Here is a 25,771-nt window from a genome sequence, read left to right as displayed (position 1 = left end):
CGCGAACATGACCGGACATCGCGCCCGCCTGCTTTGCATCGCAAGCCTGCTCACGATCGCGCTGGGCACACCGGCTGCGCCCGCCGCGGAGGCCTATGATCCCTGGCCGGGTCTTGTCCAGGACATCTTCAGCAACCGTCCGATGAATGACGGCAATGATGTCATCGGCATCGAGATGCCGATGCGTGCGGAAGACGCCGCGATCGTGCCAGTGACGCTGCGCACCAAGCTGCAGCCGAGCGACAGCCGCCGCGTCGTCGCGATCACGCTTGTGATCGACGAGAACCCGGCGCCGATGGCCGCGAAGTTCACGCTGGGGCCGGCCGCCAACGTCACCGAGATCTCGACCCGTGTCCGCGTCAACAACTACACCAATGTGCACGCCGTCGCGGAGCTCAGCGACGGCAAGCTCTATGTCAGCAAGGTCTATGTCAAGGCGTCCGGCGGCTGCTCAGCGCCCGCCGGCAAGAACGTCGAGGAAGCCAAGAACCGCCTCGGCCAGATGCGCTACCGGCAATTCACCAAGTCCGAACAGGGACCTGCGACCAGCACGCGGGAAGCCCAGATCATGATCGGGCATCCGAATAATTCAGGCCTGCAGATGGACCAGGTCACGCAGCTCTATATCCCGGCCTTCTTCGTCAACGAGCTGCACATCTGGCAGGACGACAGTCCGGTGCTGGCGATGGAGGGCGGAATCTCGATTTCCGAGGATCCCAATATCCGCTTCACCTACGTCTCGAATGGCGCCAAGCGCTTCCGTGCCGAAGCCAAGGACACCGAAGGGCATATCTTCGAGCACGAATGGAAGGTCGAGAATCCCGGCACCTGACGCCTCGCGTCACGACGGACGCAAAATGCAATGAGATCAGGTTGGATCGCTATCGCGCCTTAGCCCGGTATTTAAGCATGATGTTTCCGGAAAACCGCTTCGCACTTTTCCGGATCATGCTCTAGAAGCACCTGACTTCGGCTTCGGCCTGGGCGCGCCTGAGGTCGTTGAGCGCGTTCGCGGCCTGCTCGGACGAGCGGAACTGGCCGCCCAGATTGCCCCGCACCTGCGCCATGCTCAGCACGGTCTCGGCGGTGACATAGCGATCATAGGGGATGATCGAGGCGACGACGTCGATCGAGCAGGAACATTGCTCGATCGACTGCCGGGATTCGCCATTGGCCTTCATGCAGCCGAACACATATTCCGCCCGCGCCGAGGTCGGATAGTCGTTGATCTCCTGGGCCCGCACGCTGACGGCCGTCCCGGCCAGCACCAGGATGGCGACAATCGGTCGTAGCATGCCAGCTCCTGCCATGGTCCTGCTTCCTCTTCTCTTTCCGCAAGCTATGCTATGGATGTTGATCAGAAAAGAAAACATTCGGGGAAGTGGCTCAAGAAACGATGATCATCTCTGTACGCACGGTGTTGGCTGCGGCAGTTCTGGCGGTCATGCAGTTCGGCACCTCGTGCTACGCGCAGACCATCCGCGTTGCAGCGCAGAAGACCGGAACGCTGGCCTGGGAACTGGCCGTCATTCGCTCCCATGGTCTCGACAAGAAGGCCAATCTGTCGATCGACGTCGTCGAGTTGGCCAGCCCCGAGGCCGGCAAGATCGCGCTGCGCGCCGGCACGGCCGATGTGATGGTATCGGACTGGCCCTGGGTGTCGCGCGAGCGGTCGCTCGGCGCCAAGCTGCAATTCTATCCCTATTCGAGCGCGCTCGGCGCCGTGATGGTCCCGGCCTCCTCGCCGGTCAAGACGCTCGCGGACCTCAAGGGGCGGAAGCTTGCTATTGCCGGCGGGGCGATCGACAAGAACTGGCTGTTGCTGCAAGCCGCATCGAAGCAGGACGGCGTCGACCTGAAGTCGCAGGCGACCATCGTCTACGGCGCGCCGCCGCTGCTCGCTGCCAAGACGCTCGGCGGCGAGATGGACGCGACGCTCAATTACTGGAATTTCTGCGCCGCGCTCGAAGCCAAGGGCTTTCGCCGGCTCGCCGGGATGGAAGAGATCCTGCAAAAGCTCGGCAGCAAGGGCCGCATTGCCATGATCGGCTACGTGTTCGACGAAGCCTGGGCCAATGCCAACAAGGATCTGGTGGCCCGCTTCATCGCGGTGACCCGCGCGGCGAAAGAGATTCTGGCGACCTCGGATGCCGAATGGGACGCGATCGCGCCGCTCACCGGCGCGCAGGATCCCGCAACCCTGCATGCCTATCGTGAGCGCTACCGCGAAGGCATCCCGCGCCGTCCGATCGCGGACGAAGAGGCCGATGCGCGCGTGCTCTACCGGGTGCTGGCGCAGCTCGGCGGCCGCGATCTGGTCGGCACGGCAACCGAGCTCGATCCCGGCACCTTCTACCAAGCGATCCCGGGAGACTAGCGGTGCTGCGTCTCCTCTCATTCACGCTGTTCATCGCGACCTGGTGGATCGCCTCGCTGCTGATCGGCGATGCGAAGCTGCCGGCGCCGCCGGCGGTGCTGTCGGTGCTCGTCGCCGAAGCCCGATCGGGCGCGCTGTTCGTCAATCTCGGCGCAACCCTGGCCCGGGTCGCGCTGGCCTTCACCCTTGCCATGGCGCTCGGCTCGGCGATCGGCTATTTGATGGGCCGTGTCTCGCTTGCCAATCGCCTTGGCGATCCCTGGCTGATCCTGCTGCTCAACCTGCCCGCGCTCGTCGTCATCGTGCTCGCTTACATCTGGGCCGGGCTGACCGAGGTCGCCGCGATCGCCGCCATCGCCATCAACAAGCTGCCGACCGCCGTCGTCACCCTGCGCGAAGGCGCCCGCGCGCTCGATCCTGCGCTCGACGAAATGGCGACGGCGTTTTCTTTTCCGCGCGGCCGCGCCTTCCGTCATGTGATCCTGCCGCAGCTTGCGCCCTACATCGCGGCCGCTGCGCGCTCCGGGCTCTCGCTGGTCTGGAAGATCGTGCTGGTCGCCGAATATCTCGGCCGGCCGAACGGCGTCGGCTTCGAGATCGGGGTTGCCTTCCAGCTGTTCGACATCCCCTTGCTGCTTGCCTATTCGCTGAGCTTTGCGGGTGTCGTGCTCATCATCGAAACCCTGCTGGTGCAGCCGTTTGAAACCAGGCTAACGCGGTGGCGGCTCCGTGCAGCTTGAAGTCAATATCACCGGCAAGAGTTTTGAGAGCGCGGCCGGGAAGCGGCACGACGTGCTCGACAACGTCACCTTCACGCTGAACGCTGGCGAGGTCGGCGTGCTGTTCGGCCCGTCAGGCTGCGGCAAGAGCACCTTGCTCCGGATCCTCGCCGGGCTCGACGCCAACTACCGGGGCCATGTCGCGTGGTCGCCGGGCATGCGCCTTGGCATGGTCTTCCAGGAGCCGCGGCTGTTGCCCTGGCGCACGGTCGAGGAAAATGTGCGGCTGGCCGCGCCGCATGTCGACGACAGCACGCTCTCTGCGCTGTTCGAGGTGCTCGAACTGGGCGCGCACCGCAACCATTTTCCCGCGGAGCTGTCGCTCGGCCTCGCCCGCCGCGTCGCGCTGGCCCGCGCCTTCGCCATCGAGCCCGATTTCCTGATCCTCGATGAGCCGCTGGCCTCGCTCGACAATGCGCTCGCGGGGCGGCTGCGCGACCAGGTCGCGACGCTGGTGGCGAGCCGGAAAATGATGACCTTGCTCGTCACCCACGATCTCGACGACGCCGTTCGCCTCGGCGATCGCCTGTTCTTCCTGTCATCGCGGCCGGCCCGAATCCTCCATGTCGAGACCATTGCCGCACCACGCGCGACGCGCGGCGAACCCGAGATCGACGAAATCAAGCGGCAACTCTCACAGTTGGACCTTGCAAATATGTGAGACGCCGTCATCCTTGGACGAAGCATAAAGGAGAGGCTGGATGTCGCGCGCGTTGATCGCTGTTGGTGTTGCGTCGCTTGTGCTGCCGGCGACGGTGCTCGCCCAAAGCAAGGGCAAAGGCATTCGGCTGTGGAATCTGACCAGCGCCACGATTTCGAGCTTTGAGCTGTCGCCGGCAGGCAAGAACGAGTGGGGTCCGAACCAGACGCTCAACGACAAGGACAAGGAAGTCGACCATGACGAGCGCCTGCGGATCACCGGCGTCGAGCCCGGCCGCTACGACGCCAAGGTCGGCTACAGCGGCGCCAGGCAGTGCTTCGTTCGCGACATCGAGATCAAGGCCGACGCCGTGTTTTCGGTATCCGACAAGGACTTGAAGGACTGCAACAAATAGGAAGGCTAACCCGCCGGCAGCTCGCCGCCCGTGCCGGCCCGATCGTTGCTGTGCGGATATTCGCAACGCCAGCGCACCGCGGTCCATTTCGGATGTTCGCCGACCCATCGCGCGATGTAAGGCGGCGCGGCCATGGCGCATTGCTGCAGCGAGCCGTTCCAGTTGAACACCAGATGCTGCTCCTCGCAGGTGGCGGGCGACAGCACGGCACATACCGTGACGATCAGATCAATCGGGTTCATGCGCGATCCCTAAGCGTGCTCATGCAATAGATAACACGGCGAAATACGTAATCAGCCACGTCCGGGTTTCACAGCCCCGTGAGAGGTTGGGGAACCCGGTCCGGGAGGCTTCACGCTCTAGAAGTTCAAACCGTACACCAGCCGCGCCTGATGGCGCTCGAAATTGACGAGGTCGAGGGCGGCATTGCTTCCGGCCCGCTGCCCCCAGGCCTGGACGCTCCAGGTCGCGGTCAGGCGTGAACGTTCGGAGAGCTGGAAATAGGCGGTCGGTCCGATGAACAGCGCCTGCCCGGACAGTTCATCCAGGCCGATTCCCTCGTACTTCCTGAAATAGCGCGCTTCGCCGCCGATCAGGATATCCGGCTTCACCCTGGCCATGAGGCCGAATGCGGCACCGATGGTGGCATCCTGATCCGCAGCGCCGGTGCGCGGCGTGCGCGTCCATTCCGGCTCATAGCTTAGGTTGAGGGCCGCGATGACAAAATTCGGGATCACCTCGCGGTCGAACGCGACCGTGAGTTCGGTGCCATAACTACGGACGGCTGCGGCCGTCGTCTCGTCGACGCGATCGGCACGCGTCTCCAGCGCGACCGTCATGCCAAAGGGCGCCGTCTCGCGATTCAGAAAGCGATAGCGGAAATCGACCGAGACGCTCTGCCACGACAGCTGGCGCCGATCGTCAAGACCCGGAACGCGGTTGATGTCGTATGCGCTGAATGACGTTCCGAGCTCGACACGAAAATTCGGCGCGGGCACGAGCTCGAGCTCCATTTCCTGATTGAGCGTGCGATACCGGCCGCCGTCCTTGGCGAAGCGCCCTGTGGTCTGGCTCTGGAATTCGCGCTCACCGACATTGCCCACGTCGGAGCCGATCATGAAGCCGAAGATGTGCTCGGTATCAAAGTCCTCGGCATATGCGCCAGGCGGCAACGCCGCCGCGATGCCGGCAATCGCCGCGCACAGCATCCCCGCCCAACGCCCGGTCTTGAGTTTTGGATTCATCGTCCCCGCACCACCGCCTCAGGCCACACTGTAGGACAAAGCAGCTAGGCCCGCCAATCGCGCAGGTGGTGTCGGTCTCAAGGTCTTGTGGGAAGGGTATGAGAGAAGCTGTCCGAGCGGCCGCAGCGCCCGAGAAAGACACGTTCGACAAATTCGCCTGCCCGGCTCGATGCAGCGCGCTGCACGAGCCGGGCAGGCTGTCTCGCGTTACTTGTCTTAAGATTACTTGCGCGCTGCGCAGGCGTACATGTTGATTTCCATGCCCACCGGCACTTCGACGATCTTCGGTGTTTTCCAGGCCATTTCCTTCTCCCAAGTCATAAGTTGGCGCAAGCCTCGCGCCGCGCGGCAAGCTAGGGCCGCCTTTTCCAGGGCGCAAGCCGGCCGGGTAAGGACCCGACTTCGCTGCTGGACATGCCGAAGCGGACGACGGCTCGCTGACATCTGCCCGGCATTGGGAACTCCGACACTGATCTGTCGGGCATTTTCCGGCTGCCGGGCGGCGACGCGTGGGTAAGGAGACCCGATTCATCCAGCCGCGTCTTGCCCAAGAGCGAAATCGCAACTTTTTTTGTTATGCGCGGAATTCTGCGTCAATATCCGGCAAATCCGCCCGGCAAAGTTCGCCGGCTGGCAACTTATTTGAGCAGGCGCAGCAGGGCCCGGCCGGCGCGAGAGTTCAACTCCTTCGCATCCAGCGTTCCGTCATTGTCGGGATCGGCGGCCTTGAAGCGCTGCTCGACGACCGCGAGATATTCGTCGAGCGTCAGGGTGCCGTCGTGATCCGGATCGGCCGCGGCCAGTTCTTTCGCGGTCAGCCGTCCACGCAATTCGCGCGCGTCGAGCGTGCCGTCATGGTCGGGATCGAGCTTCGCGAACAGATTGGCGGCAGCCTTCTTGGCTTCGGCGAGATCGACCGTACCGTCATTGTCAGGATCGAGCATCTTCAGCGCGCCCTTGCGGCCGGATGCCGCCAGGGCGGGCGCCGACAGGACGGCCATGGCCAAAGTCAGAGCAAACGATCGACGCGAAATCATCATTCATCTCCCTTACGTGCCGCTCCGGCGACGGGGCGAAGTGCGCCACGAAAAGCGCACCATAACAGCCTTGGCGAACCTTCGACAGCTGGCGCAACCGGTGAGTCCTTGTCGGTTTTCGGGTGGAAAGAGACCTCCCGACTGGTCACCTGTGAAGCTCCGACGTATCGCACCAAGATGATCGAGGCGACCCATGAGCGACATTTGGAGGAGCGCATTGGGCTGTCTGGTTGTGCTCGGTCTGCTTGCGCCCGTGTCCGCGCAGACCCGGCACCCTGCCCCATCGGCGGAGGCGGTCCAGCAGCGCGTGCTCACCGGCAAGGAGCGGCTCGGCCGCAAATGGACCGACGAGCAGCGTATCGATAATTGCAATGTGCCGCCGGACAAGCGGGGCGCGAAACCGCGGCCGAGTGTCTGTCCCCCGACGCCGTCCAGCTGACCGTTCGCGCCGCGGCATCACGGCGGGCCGCGCTGGTGTAGCGTATTCCACGCGGCAAGCCACGAACGCATCTGCGAAAGACCTGACGCTTTCGATCAGTCTCTTGCGGTTAGCGGGCGCTCGTTCACGTTTTCGTATTGACCCGTTTTGGTTTCAGGCGGATGGTTCCGTCCGCAACGTCAGGAATAGGCGTGCGAAAAAGGTTCATTGGGAGGATAGGATGAGACGCATTGCGCTGGCCGCAAGCCTCGTGATTCTTGCATCGTATGGTGCAAGCGCCCAGACCAACGAGCAGTTGGTCAAGGGGGCGACTGATACTTCGAACGTTCTCAATTACGGCATGGGCTACAATCTTCAGCGCTTCTCGACGCTGAACCAGATCAACAAGGACACGGTCAAGAATCTCGTTCCCGTTTGGAATTACAGTCTTGCCGACGATCGCAGCGAGCAATCGCAGCCGTTGATCTACCAGGGCACCATCTATCTCACCACGCACAACGCCACGATGGCGATTGACGCCAAATCCGGCAAGCAGGTGTGGAAGACCAAGGTCGAATATCCCGCCGAAACACCGCGCATCGTCTGCTGCGGCATCATCAACCGCGGCGCGGCGCTGTTCGATGGCAAGGTGTTCCGCACCACGCTCGACGCCAATGTGATCGCGCTCGATGCCAAGACCGGCAAGGAGCTGTGGCGCCAGAAGGCCGCGGATATCAAGGAAGGCTACTCGATGACGGTGGCCCCGCTGGTCGCCGACGGCGTCGTGATCACCGGCATCTCGGGCGCCGAGTTCGGCACCCGCGGCTTCATCGACGGCTGGGATCCCGCAACCGGCAAGCATCTATGGCGCACCCATACCATCCCGTCCCCGGACGAACCCGGTGGCGACACCTGGAAGGGCGACACCTGGAAGCTCGGCGGCGGATCGACCTGGATCACCGGCTCCTACGATGCCGAGCTGAACACGGTGTATTGGGGTATTGGCAACCCCGGACCGTTCAATTCGGCGGTACGTCCCGGCGACAACCTCTACACCTGCTCGGTGCTCGCGCTGGATCCGAAGACCGGCAAGATCAAGTGGCACTACCAGTTCTCGCCGAACAACCCGTTCGACTATGACTCGGTTGCCGAGATGGTGCTCGCCGACATGACCGTCGAGGGCAAGCCGACCAAGGTGCTGATGGACGCCAACCGCAACGGCTTCTTCTACGTGCTCGATCGCACCAATGGAAAGCTGCTCGCGGCCAATCCTTACGTGACGGTCAACTGGGCGAGCGGCATCGATCTGAAAACCGGCCGTCCGATCGAGACCGACATCTCCAAGGATGCGCGCGACGGCAAGAAAGTCCTGGTGCAACCGTCGATCCTTGGCGGCAAGAACTGGGAGCCGATGTCGTACAATCCGCAGACCGGCCTAGCCTACGCCAATACGCTCAATATCGGCGGCAACTACAAGGCCGAGCCCGCGACCTACAAGCAGGGCGAATGGTATCTCGGCATGGACCTCACCGATCCCTGGGCCTGGCCCAACGGACCGCGCGGCTATCTCAAGGCCATCGAGCCCATGACTGGAAAGAGCAAGTGGGAGGTGGCGAGCGACATCCCGCGCTTCTCGGGTGTGCTCTCGACCGCCGGCGGCGTCGTGTTCTCCGGCCAGCTGACCGGTGAATTCGATGCGTTCGACGCCGAGAACGGCAAGAAGCTGTGGAGCTTCCAGACCGGCTCCGGCATCGAAGGCCAGCCGGTGACCTGGCAGCAAGATGGCGTTCAGTATATCGCCGTCACCAGCGGCTACGGCGGAGTGTACTCGATCTTCTCCGGCGACGAGCGCCTTGCGAAAGTGCCGACTGGCGGGTCCCTCTGGGTCTTCGCCGTCAAGCAGTGAGCGCGGATCGCACGTGAAGACAGTATCGATCTGGACGGCGGCGGTGTTCACCGCCGCCGCGATGACGGGCATCGCGACCATGACGATGCCTGCCATCGCACAGCAAGCAAATGCCGACGGCGATCAGGCCACGATCGACAAGGGCAAAGTCACCTACGCCCAGAAGTGTTCGCACTGCCATGGTCCGAACATGGTCAATTCGGGCACGGTCACGCCGGACCTTCGTACCCATCCCGATGACAAGACACGGTTCGTCACCACGGTGAAGCAGGGCAAGAACGGCAAGATGCCGCCGTGGGGCGACATCCTGAGCGACGAGGAGATATCGGATCTCTGGGCCTTCGTCGCAAGCCGGAGAAAGCCATGAGGGCCTGGACCGCGGCGCTAGCCGCCGCTCTCGGCTTCGCACTGATCTCGACGCTTGCCGGCGTGACCGCGGCACGCGCGGCCGACGAGCCGCTCCGAGTCTGTCTCGACGAGGACCTGCCGCCGTTTTCCGTGCATCATCGCGGCAAGCCCGCCTCGGGCTTCGACGTTGCGCTCGCGCAGGCAATAACCGGGCGGCTCGGCCGCAAGCTCGAGATCCAGTGGTTCGAAAGCAAGCTCGATGACACCGCAAGCCCGGCGCTCGAAGCCAATGCGCTGCTGTCGGACGGGCGCTGCTCGCTGGTCGGCGGCTACGCGCTTACCACGGACTCGCTGAAGGCGCCCGGCGTCACGACGGCCAAGCTGCCGGACTTCGACGGCGCCACCCGCGAGGATCGCCGCCGGCGGATCCCGATCGGCGTGCTGGCGCCCAGCCAGCCCTACATCTATTCGCCGATGACCGTCGTGCTCGGTCCCAAGGCCAAAGACAAGATCAAGGAGCGCAAGATCACCGATATCGGCGATCTCGCCGGCCTTCGCCTGACGATCGAAAGCGGCACGCTGGGCGACGCCATCCTGATGACCTTCGACAAGGGAAAGCTGATCGACGACATCACGCACCTCGTTCCGGGGCGCAGCGACCTACTCGGAGAGTTGGAACGCGGCGAATTCGACGCCACATTGCTCGACCTGCGCCGCTTCGACGCCTACCGCGCTGAACATCCCGACACCAGGATCACGGCCTCGGGCTACTATTATCCGATCGGCGCCAACCGCGGCTACGTTGCGCTCGAAACCGACAAGGTCCTGCTGGAATCGGTCAACAAGGTCCTCACCGACCTGCAGGCCAAGGGCACCATCGCGGAGCTCGGCAAGGCTGCCGGCCTCACCTGGCTTCCGCCGCGCGAGCCGATCATTCTCGGCGATGTCTGGCTGAAGATTCTGAACCGGTGATGCCGGCGATAGCTATCGCAAATAGCTCGCCAGATTCATGCTCTGGATCTTGGAGATCGCCGAATAGGACGCCGTCAGCTGCGCCTGATAGGTCGAAAGCTGTGCCGTCACGGCCGCGACATCGACGCTGGTGAGGTCCGTCGACAGCGTCTTCGCAAAATTCTGGTAATCGCTCTGGTTTGTGCTGGCGGTCTCGATCTGCGACGCCGCGGCCGACAACTTTGCCTGCACGGTGGATGTGGCATCCAGCGCATTGCTCGCGAGGTCGAGCGCCTGCGTGATGTCGCTCGACGACAGCGTCCTGCTGTTGCCGACGTATTTCAGCAACCGCATGACCTGCTCGAATGCTGGATTGTCGGCGGTGACGCCGTACGAGATCGACTGGCTGTCCGACACGCGCACGGACGCGATCTCGCCGTCGCCCTTGTAGTAGCTGGTGTCTGATGTCGTCAGCGATCCGGTGCCCGTCCCATAGCTCGACAGGTCCGCCGGCGCGGTGTCGGTGCGGGCGCCGCTGAAGACATATTCGCCGTCATACTGGGTGTTGAGCAGCCCCTGCATCTGCGCGATGGCCTGCTGCGCATAGTTGATCACCGATGCCGTCGCCGTGCTGCTGCCGGTGGTGGCCGCGCTGAGCTGGGTTCGCAGCTGCGTGATGATGTCGGTCATCGACCCGACCGCCGAATACATCACCTGCACCTTGTTATCGGCGAGTTGGCTGGCATCGATATAGGACTGCGCGCGCGTCACCGACACCTGCAAATTGATCACGCGCCCGGCGCCGGAACCGTAGCCGCCGAAATCCTCGGATTGCAGCCCAGAGGACTCCTGCACCTGCTCGTTGGCCATCACCGCCTGCACCCGCAGCGCGTTCGATATCATCTGGTCCGACTGAGCAAAGGTGGCAACGCGCATCATCATGACGACGGCCTCGGGTTCAGCTGGCGCTCATCGCGGTCATCAGCGCCGAGAACATGGCGTTGACGGCGGTAATGATCTGGGACGCGGCGGCGTATTTGTTCTGCAACGCACTCAGATTTGCGGATTCCTCGTCAATGTTGACGCCGGACTGCGACGACAGCGAATTCGCATAGGTCGACTGCGCGGTTTGCTTGGCGGTGTAGGCCGCCGACGCCTGGGTCGCCTTGCCAGCGGCGTTGGCGACGATGGCGGCCGCGTAGTCCGTGAAAGAGCCGGTGGTCGCGCCGAGGCCGCCGGCCATGCCGAAATTGGTCGCCCCCGTCAGCGCGCTCGAGAGCGCGTTCACCACCGTTGCCGAGCCCGGTGACAGCACCGAGTTTCCGGCCGTCATCGTGGACGACGCATCGAGCGTCGCCGTCGGCAGCGCCGCCGTGCCGTTGAGGATGTCGCTGCGAACGGCGATGTCGGACGCGCCGGTCCCGGTGATCAGGTCGTTGAACCCGAAGTAATCCGAAAAGCCCTGAGCCGCACTGCCGACCGCGCTCGTCATCTCGTTGATCGCAACGCCGTTGCTGGATGTGGTCGTCGAGATCGACAAGTGTCCGTTAGCATCGACCGAAGCTGACAGCCCCGAGATGCCGTTGATCGCGGTGGCGAGATCACCGACCGTAGCGTAGGACGACAGATCGAGGTCCCGGTAGGACACCAGATTGCCGCTCTTGTCCGCAACCGCGATGCGCACCGTGCCGGTTGCCGAGAACGGCGTCGTGCTGCTCACAGTGGCAGTTCCGGTCAGGCTGGCCGGCGGCGGCACCGACGTGCCCTGGTTCGACACCGCGTTGACGCTCGCGGCAAGCTGCCTTGCCAGCTCATCGAGTTGCGACTGCGCGGCCGGCAGCGTCTGGTCGCGCAGCGTGATCAGCGCGCTGACCTTGCCCGAGGAGATCTGCGAGGTGATGTCGACGCCATTGACGGAGATGCCGCTGAAACCGCTCGACGATCCCGCGCTATACGTCGTCGACGCCGTGACGCTGGGCAGCGCCGTATAGCTCAGCGGATGCGCCGTGCTATCGACCAGCGCCTGCCCCGATCCGGTATAGATCTGCAGATCGCCGCTCGACGTGGTGAAATAGCTCACATTCATCATCGACGCGAGATCCTGGAGCGCACTGTTGCGCTGGTCCTCCAGATCGGCCGTCGACTGCCCGGCTGCCGCTTGCTGCTTGATCTGCTTGTTGAGGTCGGAGATCTGCTGCAGGTCGGAATTGATATCGGTGACCGACGATGCGATGTCCTGGTCGGCATTGGAGCGCAGCGTCTGGATGCCGTTCGAGGTCTGCTGCAGCTGCGTCGTTATCGCCGCAAGCGCGCTGACGGCGTTCGATTGCAGCGACGCGCTGCTCGGCGTGCTCGCCAGCGACGACAACGCCGACTCGAATGTCGCGATCGTGTTGGCCAGCGAGGTGCCCGTCGTGGAGCTGTCCGAGCTCGATGTGCTGCCATAGAGCTGCTGGAGCTCGGTCAGAAAACTGTTGGTGGTATCGGCGGCGCCGAGATCGGAATCGGCCCCGACCAGCGACTTCAAAAGCAGCTTGTCGACCGCGCTGCTGATCCCCGTGATCGTGACGCCGGTACCGACACCGGAAGTGACGCTGCTGCTCTGGTTGGCGGTCTTCGCGGTATAGCCCTTGGTGTCGGCATTGGAGATATTGGCCGAAGCTACGCTGATCTGCACCTGCGTGGCTGACAGCCCGCTGAATGCGATGCTTCGTGCGATATCGAGCGACGACACGACCAACTCCCTCCGGCACCGGCCCGATCAGGCCCGCACATTGGTGCCATAGGACATCGCGGGCGTGACGCGACGGCCGCCGGCGCCATAAGGCGATACGTTGGCGATCTGCTCGCGGATCGCCTGCATGATCGCCTCGATCCTGCGATTGCTGGCATCGATCGCCGCACGCAGCCGCATCACATTCTCGTCCATCGCCATGCGCAGCTTCAGGATCCGGTCCATCAGCTGCTCGCGCAGCACGCGGTCCTGGACGTTGAGATTTGCCGTCTTGCCGACCGCTTCCGCCACACACTGCTCGAACAGGGTGGCAAGGCGATGCTTCTCGTCGACCTGCTTCAGCCGCGAGGCCGGCAAGCCCTTGGCGAGCTCGACATTCTCCTCGTTCACGATCGCGATCAGATTGTCGATCAGCGCGATCAACGACCTTGCGCGCTCGTCATTTCCCGCGGGATTGATCTTGATGTTGCGTTCCGGTGTCATGTCATCGCTCCCGTTCAAGCTAGTGTCCGCGACGCAGGGCGCGAACCGATTGTGCGCTGCGCCCGTACGCGGTGATTGCCGTTACCCGGACCGCGGCCCGGTTGAGTTCATGGTCGAGCCGCGCGCATTCGCGCATTAGCTGGTCCCGCAACGTTCCGACATCGTCGAGCAACGCACGAATCTGCGCGCGATCGTCCGGCCGGACCGCAGCGGCCTTCGCCTTCAGCCGCTGAAGCCTGACCAGCAAGCGGTCATTTTGCTTTTCGGTCATCATCGCGACACCGCCGAGATCAGCGTATCGAACATCTTGTCGACTGTGGTGATCACCTGCGAGGCCGCCGAATAGGCCTGCTGCGCCGAGATCATGTTGGAGAACTGGCCGCTGGTATCGGTGGTGCTCGACTCCAGCTCGCTGCCGTAGATCGTGCCGGCGCCGTTGGTGCCCGAGGTCTGCAGCGTGGCGTTGCCGGAAGCTGCCGTCGCGGAGTACATGCCGTCGCTGGCCGCGCTCAATCCGTTGGGATCGCTGAAGGTCGCGACCGCAATCTTGTAGATCGCGATCGTCTGCCCGTTGGAGTAGGTGGCGTCGACCACGCCTCCCTTGCCGATCGAAATGCTGCTCAGCTTGCCGTAGGGCAGACCGTCCGACGTGATGCTGGTGAGATCGACCGCTGGCGTGGTCTCGCCCGATGAATACTGCGTCAGGCCGTCGGTCTTGCCGGCCGTACCGAGATTGAGCGTGATGGCCGTGCCATTGGCGGCAGAACTGTCGGCCGCCCCATCCTTCCAGCCGGTCACCGAGATGACGGGAGGGCTCGGGCTGGTCGAGGCGAGCGAGCCGTCGCTGTTGAAGGTGATATCCACCGTATCGGTGATCGCGTTGGCGCTGTCTGTCGTGGAGTCCGAGGCGAGCTTTGGCGTCTCGAAACTGGCCTGCCAGCTGTTGTCGGCGGTCTTTTTCCAATCGATCTGGATCGTGCTTGCCGTGCCAAGCGAATCGTAGACCGTCATCGAGCTGTTGAAGGTCGCACCGACCGCGGCATCGGCCGGCAGGTTCGCCGCGACGGTGGTCTTGGTGGTGGCGCTGCCGCTGGTGGACGCCACCTGCGTATTGATCGGTCCGAGGCTCGCGGCAGAGGCATTGCCGACGATATTGCCGTCAGCGTCGGTGCGCCAGCCCTCGAGGTAATTGCCGTTGTTGACGAGGTAACCCAGATTGTCGGTGGTGAACGCGCCGTTGCGCGTATAGGAAGTGGTACCGCCGGACGTCGCGTTGGTGGTGACGAAGAAGCCGCTGCCCTGGATCGCGACGTCGGTGGCGTTGGTGGTCGCGGACAGCAAGCCCTGCTGGGTGATGTTGGCGCGGCCGGACACCGTGACGCCGCCGGACGTGTATGAGGTGGCGCTGTTCGACGCGGTCACCAGATCCTGGAACATCGCCGACGTGGTTTTGTAGCCCGTGGTATCGGCGTTGGAAATGTTGTCGGAAATCATTGCCAGCGACTGGCTCTGCGCGTTGAGCGCCGAGATCGCCGAGGAAAGAGCACCAGTGAGACTCATGATAAAACTCCGGAGGCAATCAGGACGTGACGCCGATGATGTTGGCGGCGCTGACGGGAACGCCGTTCACGAGCAGCGAGGGCGTCGAGCCGGAGGCATCGATGCCGGTCACCGTTCCTGTCATCGTGGTGTAGCTGAGCAGCGAGTTTCCGGCGGAGTCGGTCGCGGTCACCTGAATCGTGTATTGGCCGCCGTCCTTGAGCTGGGTCCCGTCGGAGGACTGGCCGTTCCAGGTGAAGGTGTTGGAGCCGGCGGTTCCGGTCCCCTTGCCGCTCCACACCGTGTTGCCCGAGGAGTCCTGGATCGTGATCGCGACGTTGGACGCAGCCGAGGTGAGCGAGTAGCCGAAGGTCGCCGAGCCGTTGCTCAGCTCCGCCGTGTTCGTCTTCGCCTCGACGGTGTGGCCGATATAGTTGACCGAGTTGAGCGTCACGAGGCTCGAGAACGAGCTCGCCAGCGACGTCATGCTGGCGTTGGTCGACTGCTGCTCGGTGAAGTTGGCGTAGGAGGTGAGCTGGTTGATGAAGTCGGTCGTGCTGGTGGCGTTCAGCGGATCCTGGTTTTGCAGCTCGCTGACGAGAAGGTTGAGGAAATCGGTCGAGCTCATCCCCATCGACGCGCTCGACGACGAGCTCGACGTGGTGGAGGTTGCAGCAGAGGTTGCCGAGGAGACGGTCATGACAAGGCTCTCTTCGCCGCGGAATGCGCGACGGAACGCGGTGGAACATTGGGGTCGTGATGTCGTTCGCAGATAAAACGGACGACGCGCCGATTTCAGGCGCGGATTCATCCACCCGGAATCACTTGAAGAATCGGCAGAACTTGCCGTGTCCGTTGCGGGTTCGCGGCTCGCAGCCGTGCATCTCGCCGCGAGAGCCCGCGGACAGCTGCAAAGGCAATGCGGAGCGTTTTAGAGCGAAAGGCTGATCGGCAGATCCGGCTCGCCGAGCATCAATGCCGGCGGCGTCAATGCGGGCAACAGGCAGAGGGCCAGCAACAGCGCAGGCAGCACCTTGCCTTGCTGTGCGGATTGGTCCGGTGCTTGTGCATCGTTCGGCTGATCGTCAGCCGAGGCCGGCCCCGACGCGGGCTTCTGGGGCAATTTCGCCGCCGCGGTCACGATGCGGTCGGCAAGACCCTTGGGTGCGCGAACCGGCGGCGCCGCGAGCGCGCGGCGTACCGCACTCGCCTCCTCGTAGAGCGTCCGCGCCTCGGCCGAAGATGCCAAGAGCTGGGCGGCGGCAAGACGTTGATCGTCGGGCCAGCGGGACAGATCCTCCCCCAGCCGATCGATCAGGTCTTCGAATGTCGCAACATCCATCGCGCGCGCAGATCCAGCCTCGTCGCCAAGGCTGTCATAAAGCATTCGCGGGACGGCGGAAATCAATTTCCGCCGCTGCCGCATCAGGTCCAGCATGGCGCTCGCCGCACGGCTATTTTCCCCAACCGGGAGCGCCCGCCCAGGCCCTTGCTGCGCCGGCTAAGCGCCCTCGCCGGGTGATTCGCGGCCCTCTCCGGGCTCAGCGGTCGGCGGCTGATTCGAGCGTCTTGTCGAGTGCCCTGGCCTTGGCGGCCTTGCCGGCGGTCGCCTCGACGAACTTCCAGGCGTCGCGCAATTCCGCCAGGCTCGCGATGATGCGCCGGAAATTCTCCCTGGCCTGCGGCCGGCCATAGGAGCGCAGGCACGCCATGATCAGGGCGTTATAGGTGCGGTAGAGACGATCGGCCATCGCGCCGCCACGGGTGAAGTCGAGATTGTGGCTCAGCCCGCGCAGGATCGCGGTCGCCCGTGTCAGATAGATGTGCCCCTCTTCGAAGCGCTTCGCCTCGTGCGCATCCAGCGCCTTCTGCAACAGCGTGATCGCGCCGTCGCACAGCATCACCACCGCCTTCAGCGGCGGCACCGCCATCGCTGCGGATCGATAGGCATTGTTGGCTTGGTAGGCCGTGGCATTCTGTGTCATCAGTTACTCGATGCTGCGTCTAGGAGTGCTTTCAGGTAGCCCAGCGTATTGTTCGCGCTTTCGATGGCCGCCTGGTAATTGGCGTATTGAACCTGGAGCTGAGCCTTGAACGTCGCCGCATTGCTCTGAATGTCGCTGACCTGGGACTGCAGGTCGGTGTCGCGCGACTGCAAGTTGGTGATCATGGTCTGGAGTTGACCGCTGGTTCCGGAACTGGTGTGCGCGAGCTGGTAGAGCTGCGTCGCCAAACCGGACGACGATGTCACCGTGATCGACTGCGAGGTCGAGCCCGTATAGGTGAAGGCCATACCGGCGTAGATCGTTCCTGAATTGCCGATGATGGTGTTGCCGACCACCGAAAAGCCGGAGCTGTCGCCGCCGACCGAGGCTCCGGTCAGCGTATCGGTGGAGTCCACCGTGAGGTCGAGCGTGAAGGATTGCGGCGATGTGCCGGTATTGACAACGCTGAGCTGGCTGGACGAAGTGGTGGTCTGCGCCGACAGCAGCTGGGTGACGCCGGCGAGATTTTGCGTCAGCACCGTCGACAGCGTGCCGGTATCGAGCTGGAGCTCGTTGTTCTCGTTGAAGGACAGGCCGAGATCGGCCATCGTCATGCCGCCGACCGTCCCGCTGAGCACCTGCTGCAGCTGGGTCATGAGATCGCGCATCGTGCTGTCGCCGAACAGCACCGCGCTCGACGCGGCCGTGCCGTCGGAATTCTGCGCCGACTGCGCGATCACCTGGTCGCGAAATGCGTTGTAGTTGGTGACGAAGGTCTGCAGCGCTGACGTGATCTGGCTGGTGTCGGTCTCGATGCTGATGTTGACGCTGGTGCCGCTCGGCGTCGGCTGCAGCAGGTCGAACGTGACGCCGGACAGGACGTCGGAAATGTCGTTGGTGTTACGCGTGAGCGCGATGCCGTCGAGGGTGAACTCCGCGGACTGCGACTTCTGCAGCACGTCGGTGAACGCCCCGGACGTGTCGGTGACGCCGAGCTCGTTCAGGATGTCATCGCCCGACGTCGACGAATAGGCGATGTCAGCGGCGTCCTGCGTCCCCGTCAGCACCATCTCGTAGGACCCGCTCGACACCTGGACGATGGAGGCCTGGACATTGGTGGTCGAGGTCTGGGCGTTGATGGTGTCGACGATATCCTGCATCGACATGCCGCTGGTGATCGAGATCGCCGTGCTGGTGCCGCCGGACAGGCCGAGCGAGAAAGTGCCGGACAGGCCCAGCGCCATCGAGCTGCTCGACTGCGAGGAGCCGATCACCTTCTGCGCGGTCGCGAGCTGGGTGATCTGGAGCGTGTGATCGCCGGTCGCCGAGCCACTGTTGACGCTCATGTTGAGCGCCGACGAGGCGCTGACGTCACCGGAGGACGAGATCGTCGCCGCCCGGGTGGCGAACGCGTTGGTGGCAATCGAATTGATGATCGACGTGCTGAGCGACGACAACCCGGTCGCCAGCGTCGACAGCTCGGTCTGCAGCGATTGATAGGCCGTGATCTTGGCCTGGTTCGCGGTGATCGTCGTGGTGATCGAGGTCGCCGCTGCGAGCTTGGCGTTGACCTCGGCCTCGATCAGGGCATCCCAATCGATGCTGGTCGAATTGGTCGTGCCGGTCGTTGTCACCGTGCTGGCGGAACTGGTCGACGTCGTGTTTGATGTGCTCGAGGTGGCGCTGCTAACCGTCATGTCGACACTTCCGCCGCGATAGGAATCGGGCCGGCATCATGCCGGCCCGATCGGTCTTTCGAATTAGCCGAGCAGCTTCAGCAGGTACTGCGGCATCTGGTTCGCCGCGGTTTCAGCGGAGACCGCGGCCTGGGTCTTCACCTCGGCCGAGGACAGCGTCGCCTGCTCGGAGGCGATATCGACGTCTTTGATCGCCGAGTTGGCCGACTGCAGGTTCTGGGTCTGGGTCGAGATCGAGTCGGCGCTGAAGTTGAAGCGGGATTCCTGAGCACCGATCTCGGCGCGTGCGGACGAAACCTTGTCGATCGCGGTGTCGAGAGCCGTCATCGCGCTGGTGGCGCTCGACAGGCTGGACACATCGAGCGACGTCACGGACAGCGACGAGGCCGTGAGGCTCGTCAGCGTGATCGTGATGGTGTCGGCCGAGGTCGAACCGACCAGCACCGAGACGCCCGAGGAGAACACGCTCGAACCGTCGAGCAAGCTCTGGCTGCTGTAGCGGGTTCCGCTGGCGATCGAGTCGATTTCGCCCTTGAGCTGCGTGAATTCCGAGTTGATGTAGGCGCGGCTGGAATCGGCCACGGTGCCCGAGGCGGACTCGGAAGCCAGCGACTTCATGCGGGCCAGGATGTCCGAGATGTTGGAGGCGCCGCCGTCGGCGGTCTGCAGGATCGAGGTCGCCTGCGCCGCGTTGGTGGCGGCCTGCTGCAGCGTCGTGATGTCCGAGGAGATGCGGGTCGAGATCGCAAGACCGGCCGCGTCGTCGGAAGCCGAGGTGATGCGCGAGCCGCTCGACAGCTTCGACAGCGCGCTGGTTTCCTGCTGCGAGTTGATGTTGAGGTAACGGACCGCGGAGTTCGCGGCGGTGTTGGTGGAGATTGCCGGCATGAGTAGCTCCTGTGCTGATGGGGCATGGCATGCCGCATCGTGAAAAAGAGAGGTGACGCGGATCCAGCCCCCGTCCGCCCGATCAAACGGGCCGGCCGCCGGTGGTCAGGCGCAAAATCTTCAGAAGCTGGAATTTATGGTTAGCAGTCGGTAAACGCGCCGCGCAGGTCGCGCTCGTGCCGCTTCAGCATCTCGCGCAGCTGCTGCCGTCCTCGCTTCAACAGCGACTCCACCGCGGCCACGGTCGTGTCCATGACCTCGGCGATCTCGCCGTTGCTCATGTTCTCGTGATACGACAGGATCACTGCGACGCGCTGCTGCTCGGGCAGGCGCTGCATCGCGACCTCCAGCAGATTGCCGATCTCGTTGCGCTCGATCACGGCGGAGGCATCGAGCTGGGTGTCTGCGACCTCGGGCACGACATCGACATTCTCGGTGCGCGGCTTGCGGCGCAGATCGATGCAGCGGTTGCTGACGACGCGATAGAGCCAGGTCGAGAACTTTGCGCGGCCATGCTGCCAGCGGCCGCGATGGGTCCACACTTTCAGCATCGTGTCCTGCACGACGTCTTCGGCGTCGGCGGCGTTGCCGACGATGCGCAGCGCGATCGCGTAGGCGCGATCGACGTGGCGTTCGACCAGAGCACGAAATGCCGTCTCGTCGCCGGCGGCGAGACGGTCGAGCAAGTCCTTGTCTTCGTCGTGGATCTCGACGGTGTCGAGCGGGCCCGCATCGGCAACGGTGGGGACGTTGCTCCACGGAGCAGCCGCTTCGGCCGGTGCAACCGCGGCCGGCGTGGCCTCCACTTCGGCCGGTGCCCTCATATCAAGCGCGTAACTCATCCGCCGCTCTCCAACCAACGCCGCTGGCACACATTCCATGCGGCTTCTGAGCGTTGAACGGTGGGGTCCAGCAAACCAGGCGAACTTTTTTCGTTATTTTTCAAACGCTTAGCTGGATGTTTTTGCCGACCGCCCGGCAAAAGCTGCCGCTGCGCGCAGGCGCAGGGAAAAATGCGACGGAGTTTGGAGCAGTCGTTCAGCATCGCCTCGCATTTCCGCGGAAGAGATCGTCGCGTCGGAAAACGCTGTTGTCACACCAACTAACGCCACGCGAACCCATGCATGCGCCGAGCATGCGAGTGACTCACCGCCGTTGGTCGCCATCTTGCATTCGACGATTGCGACCAGGCAATTTTTTCCGAATCACTGTTTCGACGTTATCGGATTTTTTGAATCTGTCAGTCGCGAAGCGCGCGTTTTCGAATCTCGCATCAACTTTTTTGAACTGTCGCGCCTGATTTGTCTCACGCGCGCGTTCAACGCATGAGGACTGGCGGGAATTTTGCGCATGACGATCATGACGGTCGACGCGACGCGTCGAGCGCAGAATGTTTCTGCATGTTCATTCGATGTTTTCGATACATTTCTGTTGCGCGCCTGCACGACGCCGGATGGCGTATTTGAAGGGGTTTTTCAGCGTTGCTGCATTGCTGAAAAGTTTCCGAACATGTCCGCCAGTTTCGTTCAACATCGAATCCAGGCGGAGGCGCGGGCGCGCAAGGTAGCGCAGGAGCGGTGCGGCTCAACTGAAGTACGCATCGCCGACATCTACAAATACTTTCCGTTCAGGCTGTTCGGCCTGACCCGCGATGCGCTGCACGATCTCGCGCAGATCGAGTTCGACACCGAACTGGAGCTCTGCCGCGTCAATCCCGAAATGCTCGAGCAATATCTGGACATGAAGCGCGGCGGCTTTCGCGTCGGCTTCATTTCCGACACCTACTGGAGCACCGACCAGCTCGCGCAGCTGCTGCGTTCCTGCAGTCCCGGGCTGAGCTGGGATTTCCTTTATGCGTCCTGCGATCACGGCAGCAGCAAGAGCGAGGCGCTGTTTGAGGCCTATCTCGCCGAGCAAGGCATCGACGCGGCAAGCTCGTTCCATGTCGGCGACAACCACACCGCCGATATCAAGGGCGCGCGCCGTCACGGCATCCGTCCGCGCTACTACCCGCAGGCCGGCGCGGCGCTGGCTTCCAAGTTTCAACGCGAGACATCGATCTTTGAATTGCTGTGCCCCGATCAGCCGTCGCGGCTCGACTGCGGCGCCCGCACGCTGCGGCGCGCGGTGACGGCGAAGAGCGCGGAGCCTGCTCCCGCTTTCGACCTCGGCGTGACCGTGCTCGGCCCGGTGATGGCGGCGTTCGACGCATTCATTGCCGCGCGGCGCAGCGCGCTTGCTCGCGAGGGCGCGCGCGTTGCGGTCGGCTTCCTCGGCCGCGACGGCCTGCTGCCGCATCGCGTCTGGCAGGCAAACCACGGCGAGACCGGCGCCTATATCGAGATCAATCGTCGCGTCAGCCTGGTCGGGTCTGCCGATACGCTCGAACCACTCTGTGAGCTGCTGAGCCGGGTCGTCAAGATCGACGCGGCGACCTTTATCGACATCGTCAAGGTGCAGCCGCCCGCCGTGATGAAGTTCTTCGCGCAGTATCCCGACGGCATTGCCAGCGGCCGCGAACTCGCCGACGCCCTGCCCGATCTGATGGACCCGCGCGAGATCACCGATATCGCTGCCGGTGTCCGGACCCGTTTGCTGACCTATCTTCGCGCGGATATCCGGGATTTCGATGGCTGCACCGATCTGATCCTGGTCGACCTCGGCTATTCCGCAAGCGTGCAGAAGTCGTTGCGGCGAATTTTCGATCGCGAGGGCATCCGCATCCGCCTGCACGGCGCCTATCTGCTGACGCTTGACGATGCCTTCGACGGCATCTCCGATGACGACACCGCGGAGGGCCTGGTCTCTGATCGCGTCGTCACGCCGCACGTCAAGCGCATGCTGATCCGCAACGTCGCCTTGCTGGAGCAGCTGTGCTGTTCTAGGGAAGGATCGGCGCGGGATTATCGCGGCGGTGAGGTATTGCGCGAGGGTGATCAGCGCCCGGCCGCCCAGCTGGCGCTGGCGACCGAGGTGCAATCCGGAACGCTGGCCTATGTTTCGCGCGCCCGCGAGCTGGCACCACGCTACGGATTGCAGCCCGATGCCGCCCCCGCGGTCGCGGCGCGCTGGACGGCCGCCGTGCTCGGACGCCTCCTGCTGCTGCCGGACGATGATGAGCTCGCGCTGCTCGGCGGCATCAAGCATGACGTCAATCTCGGCACCCCGGCGCTGGCGCCATTGCTCGATGCCGACTTCGTCAATGATAGCATCATCGCCCGCGGCCTCATGACCGCCTGCACGGCTCCGGCGCCCCCGATGTGGCTGGCGGGCAGCTTTGCCGCCCTGTCGCCGTCGCATGCCTATCTCTACACGCTGTTCGGCGCCAATCGCCTGCCCGCTAGCGTGTTCGGCGAAGCGCTGTGCGGGACGCTGCAGGTCGGTCTGTTCGAGCGGAACGGCCAGGCGTCGCTGGAGGCGATCAGCGTCTATCACACCGGGCTCGGCGATCTTCGCCTGCGGATCCCGCTGTCGCGCCGGATGGCAATCGCGACTATCGTGCTGCCGCTGGCCAAGCTCACCCGCGACGGGATGCTCCACGGCATCACGGTCCAATATGGCGAGAGCGCCGCGAAAGCCGCCGAGGGTTCGAACGTGACAGCGATCGCCGAGCGACGGCTCATCGATGTCGGCCTCGAACGGCGCGGCCGTCACTTCCGCGCCACCAGTGACGACGGCATGCTGCTCATCCCCGTCGACGGCTTCGAAGACGACGTCGCCATCTACACGGTCGCGCTGACCGCCCTCGACCATGACCGCATCCTTGCGGTCGCGGACCGCGACGGCAACGGCGCCGCTTCGGCCACACTGACCTGGCGCAGCGCCAGAGGCATGCCGACAACGAACAACAACAGCTGATTTGTCCGCCTGATCCGGCCGCCCCGCACGTAGAAGGTTAACGAGGGGTAGTGCGGGCATGACTTCTGTTGACACGGCGCAAGCTGACGGCTTGCAGACGAACTTCGACCAATTGCTGGCGGCGAACGGCATCCGGATGAGCGCGGCGCAGCGCCGGCGGCTCGCATGGTTGTCGGAGCGGCTCGGACCCGCGGTCGTCCATCAGGCCGGCTCGGCGCCGGCGAGGGACCATGGCGTCATCATCCTCGTCGAGCCGCCGAGCGGCCCCGCCGCCGAGATACTTTACCGGTCGCTTCGCGCCGACTGCGCGGTCGTCGTCCCCTTCGGCGAGAATCCCGCCTTCGACTTCCTGAAATCCAAGTTGACCGACTTCGGAACGATCGGGCCGAGTTTCGATGGCCCGCATGAGATGTGGTGGGGCGGCCTCAATTGGCGCCCGATCGCGCCCGAGCAAGGCTCAAGGTCCGAGGCATCGCTGCGCGTGGTCTCCTGCTATTCCCGCGCTTGCGGCGACGACCATGCCCGCGCTCTCCGCGACAAGCTGGCCGAATTTCGGATCCCCTGCGATATCGCACCGATCGACACCGCAGACGGCGAGCACATGCGCGCAGCCGAGAAATCCGCCTTCTTGCTGCGGATGTGGGAGCAGCATCGCGAGCCGCTGCTGTTCATCGAGGCCGACGCAGTCCTCAGCGAGCCGCCAATGCTGCCGTCGACCCTCGCATGCGACATCGCGCTCCACAAATGGAACCGGTGGGAAATGTCGGCGCGCACCCTCTATCTCGCCCGTTCGCCCGCCGCCGAAGCGGTGCTGCGCAACTGGCATCACATCGCGAGCGCCTATCCCGCGGTCTGGGAAGGCTATCTGCTCGACCAGGCCTGGAGCCTGACATCGTCACAGATGGCGCTCGACACCGTCTGGCTGCCGCGCTCATACCACGCTCCGGCCGAAGACGCCGGCACGCCCCGCCACACCACGGTCGTTCACGACCTGCCCACCGACGGCAGCGATCTTGGACCGGACGCCGAATTCGGCGTCGCGATGCGGGCCGCGCGGCGCGCCAGCCGCAGCGGCGGCCGTGACGCCATGATCGTGATCCGGTCGCAGGCGGCCTCGAATAATGCGATCACCGTGATCATGCGCGATATCGCGACCAGCGACGCGCGCGAAATGGCTGCCAGCATCGAGGCGGTCACCGGCGCGTTCGCGGCCGATTGCGGGGGGTTCGGCCGGCTCGAGCTCGCACTCTGCCCCTGGCAGGACGATATCCGCGCGGCGAAATCGGCCGCGAAAAGCGCGAACAACCGCATCATCGAGATCGCGCCGTGGCAGGCGCTGCCGGCCGATCTGTTCCGCACCGTGGGCCAGTCCCGCGATGCCGGCAGCGTCGTCGTGATGGCCGGGCAGCGCGGCTGATGAATGCTGGGAAGACAGAGCAAGGCAAGGACATCGACATCGTGAAGACAATCATCCTTCTCACCGGCGTCGCCAACCAGCAATTCGCGCTCACCGCGCTGCTGAAGGCGCATAATCCGGCGCTGTCATTCCGCTGCGCGGTGACCGCCGAGGAGCTCGCCGCGATCGAGCCGGAGGTCTTGCGCGAGGCCCGGCTGTTGGCCTTCACCACCAGCGTCATCGTGCCGGAGCACATTCTGGCGGCGCTCGGCCATGGCGCCTACAATTTCCATCCCGGCCCGCCGCAATATCCCGGCTGGGCGCCGGCGCATTTCGCGCTTTATGACGGCGCCCGCACCTTCGGCGCGACGGCCCATGTGATGGCCGCGCGCGTCGATTCCGGCCCGATCGTCGGGGTCGAGTCCTTCATCATTCCCGACAAGATCAGCGTGCGCGGTCTCGAACAGATCGCCTATGTGCGGCTTGCCCATCTGTTCTGGGGGATGTCACGCGATCTCGCCTGCGATCCGACGCCGTTGGCGGAATTGGAGATCGCCTGGTGCGGAATCAAGAGCACGCGGTGGATGTACCGCAAGATGTGCGAGCTTCCCGCCGGCATCAACCCCAGTGAGCTGGCGCGCCGGATCCGCGCCTTCCACGACGACTTTCGCGGCATCCCGCTGACCTGCTCGTTGCACGGCATCCGCTTCCAGCTAGCTACGACTGCCATGCGGGTGCCCGAGGCACCACAGGTGGTCTCGCCGCCGCTCGCCGCGGCCTCCTGAGAAACGGCTCAACCGCGCGTCGCACGGCCCCGGACCTCGCGGTGCCGCTGCAAGTGCGCCCTCACCGCGCGCTCCGCGGCGCGCGCGGAGCCGAAATAGCCACCGTCGAGGCCGTCAAAGGCGCGATCCGAGGAGAAGAAGCAGAAGCCGCTTTTGTCGCTGACGACGATGCCGGCGGTCCGATCCGATACTTCGATGACATAGGCTTGAGACATTTGGGCTTGGGACATGCGTGTTCGATCGCCGGACGACGGCGCTCCTGTCTGATTGTCGGATGCTTTGGATTTGTCG

General features: G+C 64.0%; 29 protein-coding genes. 12 read left to right on the top strand and 17 right to left on the bottom strand.

The annotated features are described in order from the left end of the window. Positions 1-7: 7 nt before the first annotated feature. Complete coding sequence (locus ACZBJS_RS27470; RefSeq protein ID WP_316397603.1) at positions 8-832, top strand: quinoprotein dehydrogenase-associated SoxYZ-like carrier; 825 nt, start codon at positions 8-10, stop codon at positions 830-832. Positions 833-953: 121 nt separating this feature from the next. Here ACZBJS_RS27470 and ACZBJS_RS27465 read toward each other — a convergent pair whose 3' ends face one another. After that, on the bottom strand, positions 954-1,295 hold the full coding sequence (locus ACZBJS_RS27465) for a hypothetical protein (protein ID WP_371852187.1): 342 nt from the start codon (positions 1,293-1,295) through the stop codon (positions 954-956). 149 nt (positions 1,296-1,444) lie between these two features. Here ACZBJS_RS27465 and ACZBJS_RS27460 point away from each other — a divergent pair, with 149 nt between their 5' ends. Genes ACZBJS_RS27460 through ACZBJS_RS27445 form a run of 4 tightly spaced genes read left to right on the top strand, consistent with a single transcriptional unit; the run spans position 1,445 to position 4,211 of the window. Next, positions 1,445-2,377 carry an ABC transporter substrate-binding protein gene (locus ACZBJS_RS27460; RefSeq protein ID WP_168856108.1) on the top strand — a complete coding sequence of 311 codons (933 nt, stop codon included), beginning with the start codon at positions 1,445-1,447 and terminating at the stop codon, positions 2,375-2,377. 2 nt (positions 2,378-2,379) lie between these two features. Continuing rightward, entirely contained in the window at positions 2,380-3,117 is a 738-nt protein-coding gene (locus tag ACZBJS_RS27455) for an ABC transporter permease (RefSeq protein WP_057020570.1), read from the top strand. After that, complete coding sequence (locus tag ACZBJS_RS27450; protein WP_463439507.1) at positions 3,107-3,817, top strand: ABC transporter ATP-binding protein; 711 nt, start codon at positions 3,107-3,109, stop codon at positions 3,815-3,817. The genes ACZBJS_RS27455 and ACZBJS_RS27450 overlap by 11 nt, the downstream gene beginning before the upstream one ends. A 40-nt stretch (positions 3,818-3,857) precedes the next feature. Beyond that, complete coding sequence (locus ACZBJS_RS27445; protein WP_141339826.1) at positions 3,858-4,211, top strand: hypothetical protein; 354 nt, start codon at positions 3,858-3,860, stop codon at positions 4,209-4,211. Positions 4,212-4,216: 5 nt separating this feature from the next. Here the strand turns inward: ACZBJS_RS27445 and ACZBJS_RS27440 are convergent, their stop codons facing one another. The 4 genes from ACZBJS_RS27440 to ACZBJS_RS27425 all read right to left on the bottom strand — a co-directional run bounded on the left by ACZBJS_RS27440 (position 4,217) and on the right by ACZBJS_RS27425 (position 6,492). Then, complete coding sequence (locus tag ACZBJS_RS27440) at positions 4,217-4,453, bottom strand: hypothetical protein (RefSeq protein ID WP_168856069.1); 237 nt, start codon at positions 4,451-4,453, stop codon at positions 4,217-4,219. A 117-nt stretch (positions 4,454-4,570) separates the two neighbouring features. Then, positions 4,571-5,455: a hypothetical protein gene (locus tag ACZBJS_RS27435; protein WP_375167094.1), complete on the bottom strand. Its 885-nt coding sequence runs from the start codon at positions 5,453-5,455 to the stop codon at positions 4,571-4,573. Between the two features lie 222 nt (positions 5,456-5,677). Beyond that, positions 5,678-5,758 carry a pyrroloquinoline quinone precursor peptide PqqA gene (pqqA, locus tag ACZBJS_RS27430; RefSeq protein WP_009031067.1) on the bottom strand — a complete coding sequence of 27 codons (81 nt, stop codon included), beginning with the start codon at positions 5,756-5,758 and terminating at the stop codon, positions 5,678-5,680. A 335-nt stretch (positions 5,759-6,093) separates the two neighbouring features. Further along, on the bottom strand, positions 6,094-6,492 hold the full coding sequence (locus ACZBJS_RS27425) for an EF-hand domain-containing protein (protein WP_092083082.1): 399 nt from the start codon (positions 6,490-6,492) through the stop codon (positions 6,094-6,096). Between the two features lie 193 nt (positions 6,493-6,685). Here ACZBJS_RS27425 and ACZBJS_RS27420 point away from each other — a divergent pair, with 193 nt between their 5' ends. The 4 genes from ACZBJS_RS27420 (at position 6,686) to ACZBJS_RS27405 (ending at position 10,136) form a co-directional block, all read left to right on the top strand. Next, the gene (locus ACZBJS_RS27420; protein WP_246786780.1) at positions 6,686-6,931 is read left to right on the top strand and encodes a hypothetical protein; all 246 of its coding nucleotides are present in this window, start codon (positions 6,686-6,688) and stop codon (positions 6,929-6,931) included. A 220-nt stretch (positions 6,932-7,151) separates the two neighbouring features. Then, positions 7,152-8,816 carry a methanol/ethanol family PQQ-dependent dehydrogenase gene (locus tag ACZBJS_RS27415; RefSeq protein ID WP_076834181.1) on the top strand — a complete coding sequence of 555 codons (1,665 nt, stop codon included), beginning with the start codon at positions 7,152-7,154 and terminating at the stop codon, positions 8,814-8,816. Between the two features lie 79 nt (positions 8,817-8,895). Further along, on the top strand, positions 8,896-9,183 hold the full coding sequence (locus ACZBJS_RS27410; RefSeq protein WP_229188856.1) for a c-type cytochrome: 288 nt from the start codon (positions 8,896-8,898) through the stop codon (positions 9,181-9,183). Continuing rightward, complete coding sequence (locus ACZBJS_RS27405) at positions 9,180-10,136, top strand: substrate-binding periplasmic protein (RefSeq protein WP_141339829.1); 957 nt, start codon at positions 9,180-9,182, stop codon at positions 10,134-10,136. Before ACZBJS_RS27410 ends, ACZBJS_RS27405 begins: the two co-directional genes overlap by 4 nt. Before the next feature lie 12 nt (positions 10,137-10,148). Here the strand turns inward: ACZBJS_RS27405 and ACZBJS_RS27400 are convergent, their stop codons facing one another. From ACZBJS_RS27400 to ACZBJS_RS27350, 11 genes are all read right to left on the bottom strand, one after another. Continuing rightward, positions 10,149-11,057: a flagellin gene (locus ACZBJS_RS27400; protein WP_463439506.1), complete on the bottom strand. Its 909-nt coding sequence runs from the start codon at positions 11,055-11,057 to the stop codon at positions 10,149-10,151. 16 nt (positions 11,058-11,073) lie between these two features. After that, positions 11,074-12,849, bottom strand: coding sequence for a flagellar hook-associated protein FlgK (gene flgK, locus ACZBJS_RS27395; protein WP_463439505.1), 1,776 nt, complete (start codon positions 12,847-12,849; stop codon positions 11,074-11,076). Positions 12,850-12,876: 27 nt separating this feature from the next. Next, positions 12,877-13,332 carry a hypothetical protein gene (locus tag ACZBJS_RS27390; protein WP_038379117.1) on the bottom strand — a complete coding sequence of 152 codons (456 nt, stop codon included), beginning with the start codon at positions 13,330-13,332 and terminating at the stop codon, positions 12,877-12,879. Positions 13,333-13,351: 19 nt separating this feature from the next. After that, on the bottom strand, positions 13,352-13,606 hold the full coding sequence (locus ACZBJS_RS27385) for a hypothetical protein (protein WP_253589700.1): 255 nt from the start codon (positions 13,604-13,606) through the stop codon (positions 13,352-13,354). Further along, positions 13,603-14,892, bottom strand: coding sequence for a flagellar hook protein FlgE (gene flgE, locus ACZBJS_RS27380; RefSeq protein ID WP_076834185.1), 1,290 nt, complete (start codon positions 14,890-14,892; stop codon positions 13,603-13,605). Before flgE ends, ACZBJS_RS27385 begins: the two co-directional genes overlap by 4 nt. Before the next feature lie 19 nt (positions 14,893-14,911). Next, positions 14,912-15,571 carry a flagellar hook assembly protein FlgD gene (locus ACZBJS_RS27375; RefSeq protein ID WP_310885676.1) on the bottom strand — a complete coding sequence of 220 codons (660 nt, stop codon included), beginning with the start codon at positions 15,569-15,571 and terminating at the stop codon, positions 14,912-14,914. A 231-nt stretch (positions 15,572-15,802) separates the two neighbouring features. Next, positions 15,803-16,309, bottom strand: a complete 507-nt coding sequence (locus ACZBJS_RS27370; RefSeq protein ID WP_076834190.1) for a hypothetical protein — start codon at positions 16,307-16,309, stop codon at positions 15,803-15,805. 103 nt (positions 16,310-16,412) lie between these two features. Continuing rightward, the gene (locus tag ACZBJS_RS27365; protein WP_463439504.1) at positions 16,413-16,856 is read right to left on the bottom strand and encodes a flagellar export chaperone FliS; all 444 of its coding nucleotides are present in this window, start codon (positions 16,854-16,856) and stop codon (positions 16,413-16,415) included. Further along, positions 16,856-18,553, bottom strand: a complete 1,698-nt coding sequence (fliD, locus tag ACZBJS_RS27360; protein ID WP_463439503.1) for a flagellar filament capping protein FliD — start codon at positions 18,551-18,553, stop codon at positions 16,856-16,858. Before fliD ends, ACZBJS_RS27365 begins: the two co-directional genes overlap by 1 nt. A gap of 63 nt (positions 18,554-18,616) precedes the next feature. After that, on the bottom strand, positions 18,617-19,441 hold the full coding sequence (locus tag ACZBJS_RS27355; RefSeq protein ID WP_028336954.1) for a flagellin: 825 nt from the start codon (positions 19,439-19,441) through the stop codon (positions 18,617-18,619). 140 nt (positions 19,442-19,581) lie between these two features. After that, on the bottom strand, positions 19,582-20,283 hold the full coding sequence (locus ACZBJS_RS27350) for an RNA polymerase sigma factor (protein WP_076834197.1): 702 nt from the start codon (positions 20,281-20,283) through the stop codon (positions 19,582-19,584). Positions 20,284-20,950: 667 nt separating this feature from the next. Here ACZBJS_RS27350 and ACZBJS_RS27345 point away from each other — a divergent pair. From ACZBJS_RS27345 to ACZBJS_RS27335, 3 genes are read left to right on the top strand one after another with little or no spacing between them, the layout of a single operon-like run. Then, a complete protein-coding gene (locus ACZBJS_RS27345) occupies positions 20,951-23,299 on the top strand; it encodes a hypothetical protein (RefSeq protein ID WP_463439502.1) in 2,349 nt (782 codons plus the stop codon). Positions 23,300-23,357: 58 nt separating this feature from the next. Then, positions 23,358-24,716 carry a hypothetical protein gene (locus ACZBJS_RS27340; RefSeq protein ID WP_463439501.1) on the top strand — a complete coding sequence of 453 codons (1,359 nt, stop codon included), beginning with the start codon at positions 23,358-23,360 and terminating at the stop codon, positions 24,714-24,716. Next, positions 24,716-25,480 (top strand): formyltransferase family protein, encoded by a 765-nt coding sequence (locus ACZBJS_RS27335; RefSeq protein WP_463439500.1) that lies wholly within the window; start codon positions 24,716-24,718, stop codon positions 25,478-25,480. Before ACZBJS_RS27340 ends, ACZBJS_RS27335 begins: the two co-directional genes overlap by 1 nt. A gap of 8 nt (positions 25,481-25,488) precedes the next feature. On the opposite strand, the gene ACZBJS_RS27330 is transcribed toward ACZBJS_RS27335, so the two are convergent. Next, on the bottom strand, positions 25,489-25,710 hold the full coding sequence (locus ACZBJS_RS27330; RefSeq protein WP_253607681.1) for a hypothetical protein: 222 nt from the start codon (positions 25,708-25,710) through the stop codon (positions 25,489-25,491). Positions 25,711-25,771 lie beyond the last annotated feature (61 nt).

Source organism: Bradyrhizobium sp. KZN70725 (genome assembly GCF_055264925.1).
The sequence above is the reverse complement of the archived record's forward strand: the minus strand, read 5'-3'. Positions and strand labels throughout refer to the sequence as shown.

Bases quoted from the DNA above. Each gene is read 5' to 3' on its own strand.
- ACZBJS_RS27420 (WP_246786780.1), top strand. From the start codon at position 6,686: ATGAGCGACATTTGGAGGAGCGCATTGGGCTGTCTGGTTGTGCTCGGT.
- ACZBJS_RS27390 (WP_038379117.1), bottom strand. From the start codon at position 13,332: ATGACACCGGAACGCAACATCAAGATCAATCCCGCGGGAAATGACGAG.
- ACZBJS_RS27445 (WP_141339826.1), top strand. From the start codon at position 3,858: ATGTCGCGCGCGTTGATCGCTGTTGGTGTTGCGTCGCTTGTGCTGCCG.
- ACZBJS_RS27435 (WP_375167094.1), bottom strand. From the start codon at position 5,455: ATGAATCCAAAACTCAAGACCGGGCGTTGGGCGGGGATGCTGTGCGCG.
- ACZBJS_RS27350 (WP_076834197.1), bottom strand. From the start codon at position 20,283: ATGAGTTACGCGCTTGATATGAGGGCACCGGCCGAAGTGGAGGCCACG.
- ACZBJS_RS27460 (WP_168856108.1), top strand. From the start codon at position 1,445: ATGCAGTTCGGCACCTCGTGCTACGCGCAGACCATCCGCGTTGCAGCG.
- ACZBJS_RS27345 (WP_463439502.1), top strand. From the start codon at position 20,951: ATGTCCGCCAGTTTCGTTCAACATCGAATCCAGGCGGAGGCGCGGGCG.
- ACZBJS_RS27330 (WP_253607681.1), bottom strand. From the start codon at position 25,710: ATGTCCCAAGCCCAAATGTCTCAAGCCTATGTCATCGAAGTATCGGAT.
- fliD (WP_463439503.1), bottom strand. From the start codon at position 18,553: ATGACGGTTAGCAGCGCCACCTCGAGCACATCAAACACGACGTCGACC.
- ACZBJS_RS27385 (WP_253589700.1), bottom strand. From the start codon at position 13,606: ATGATGACCGAAAAGCAAAATGACCGCTTGCTGGTCAGGCTTCAGCGG.
- ACZBJS_RS27440 (WP_168856069.1), bottom strand. From the start codon at position 4,453: ATGAACCCGATTGATCTGATCGTCACGGTATGTGCCGTGCTGTCGCCC.
- ACZBJS_RS27365 (WP_463439504.1), bottom strand. From the start codon at position 16,856: ATGACACAGAATGCCACGGCCTACCAAGCCAACAATGCCTATCGATCC.
- ACZBJS_RS27465 (WP_371852187.1), bottom strand. From the start codon at position 1,295: ATGCTACGACCGATTGTCGCCATCCTGGTGCTGGCCGGGACGGCCGTC.
- ACZBJS_RS27370 (WP_076834190.1), bottom strand. From the start codon at position 16,309: ATGCTGGACCTGATGCGGCAGCGGCGGAAATTGATTTCCGCCGTCCCG.
- ACZBJS_RS27400 (WP_463439506.1), bottom strand. From the start codon at position 11,057: ATGATGATGCGCGTTGCCACCTTTGCTCAGTCGGACCAGATGATATCG.
- ACZBJS_RS27415 (WP_076834181.1), top strand. From the start codon at position 7,152: ATGAGACGCATTGCGCTGGCCGCAAGCCTCGTGATTCTTGCATCGTAT.
- ACZBJS_RS27340 (WP_463439501.1), top strand. From the start codon at position 23,358: ATGACTTCTGTTGACACGGCGCAAGCTGACGGCTTGCAGACGAACTTC.
- ACZBJS_RS27425 (WP_092083082.1), bottom strand. From the start codon at position 6,492: ATGATTTCGCGTCGATCGTTTGCTCTGACTTTGGCCATGGCCGTCCTG.
- ACZBJS_RS27405 (WP_141339829.1), top strand. From the start codon at position 9,180: ATGAGGGCCTGGACCGCGGCGCTAGCCGCCGCTCTCGGCTTCGCACTG.
- flgE (WP_076834185.1), bottom strand. From the start codon at position 14,892: ATGAGTCTCACTGGTGCTCTTTCCTCGGCGATCTCGGCGCTCAACGCG.
- ACZBJS_RS27375 (WP_310885676.1), bottom strand. From the start codon at position 15,571: ATGACCGTCTCCTCGGCAACCTCTGCTGCAACCTCCACCACGTCGAGC.
- ACZBJS_RS27355 (WP_028336954.1), bottom strand. From the start codon at position 19,441: ATGCCGGCAATCTCCACCAACACCGCCGCGAACTCCGCGGTCCGTTAC.
- ACZBJS_RS27335 (WP_463439500.1), top strand. From the start codon at position 24,716: ATGAATGCTGGGAAGACAGAGCAAGGCAAGGACATCGACATCGTGAAG.
- pqqA (WP_009031067.1), bottom strand. From the start codon at position 5,758: ATGGCCTGGAAAACACCGAAGATCGTCGAAGTGCCGGTGGGCATGGAA.
- ACZBJS_RS27470 (WP_316397603.1), top strand. From the start codon at position 8: ATGACCGGACATCGCGCCCGCCTGCTTTGCATCGCAAGCCTGCTCACG.
- ACZBJS_RS27410 (WP_229188856.1), top strand. From the start codon at position 8,896: ATGACGATGCCTGCCATCGCACAGCAAGCAAATGCCGACGGCGATCAG.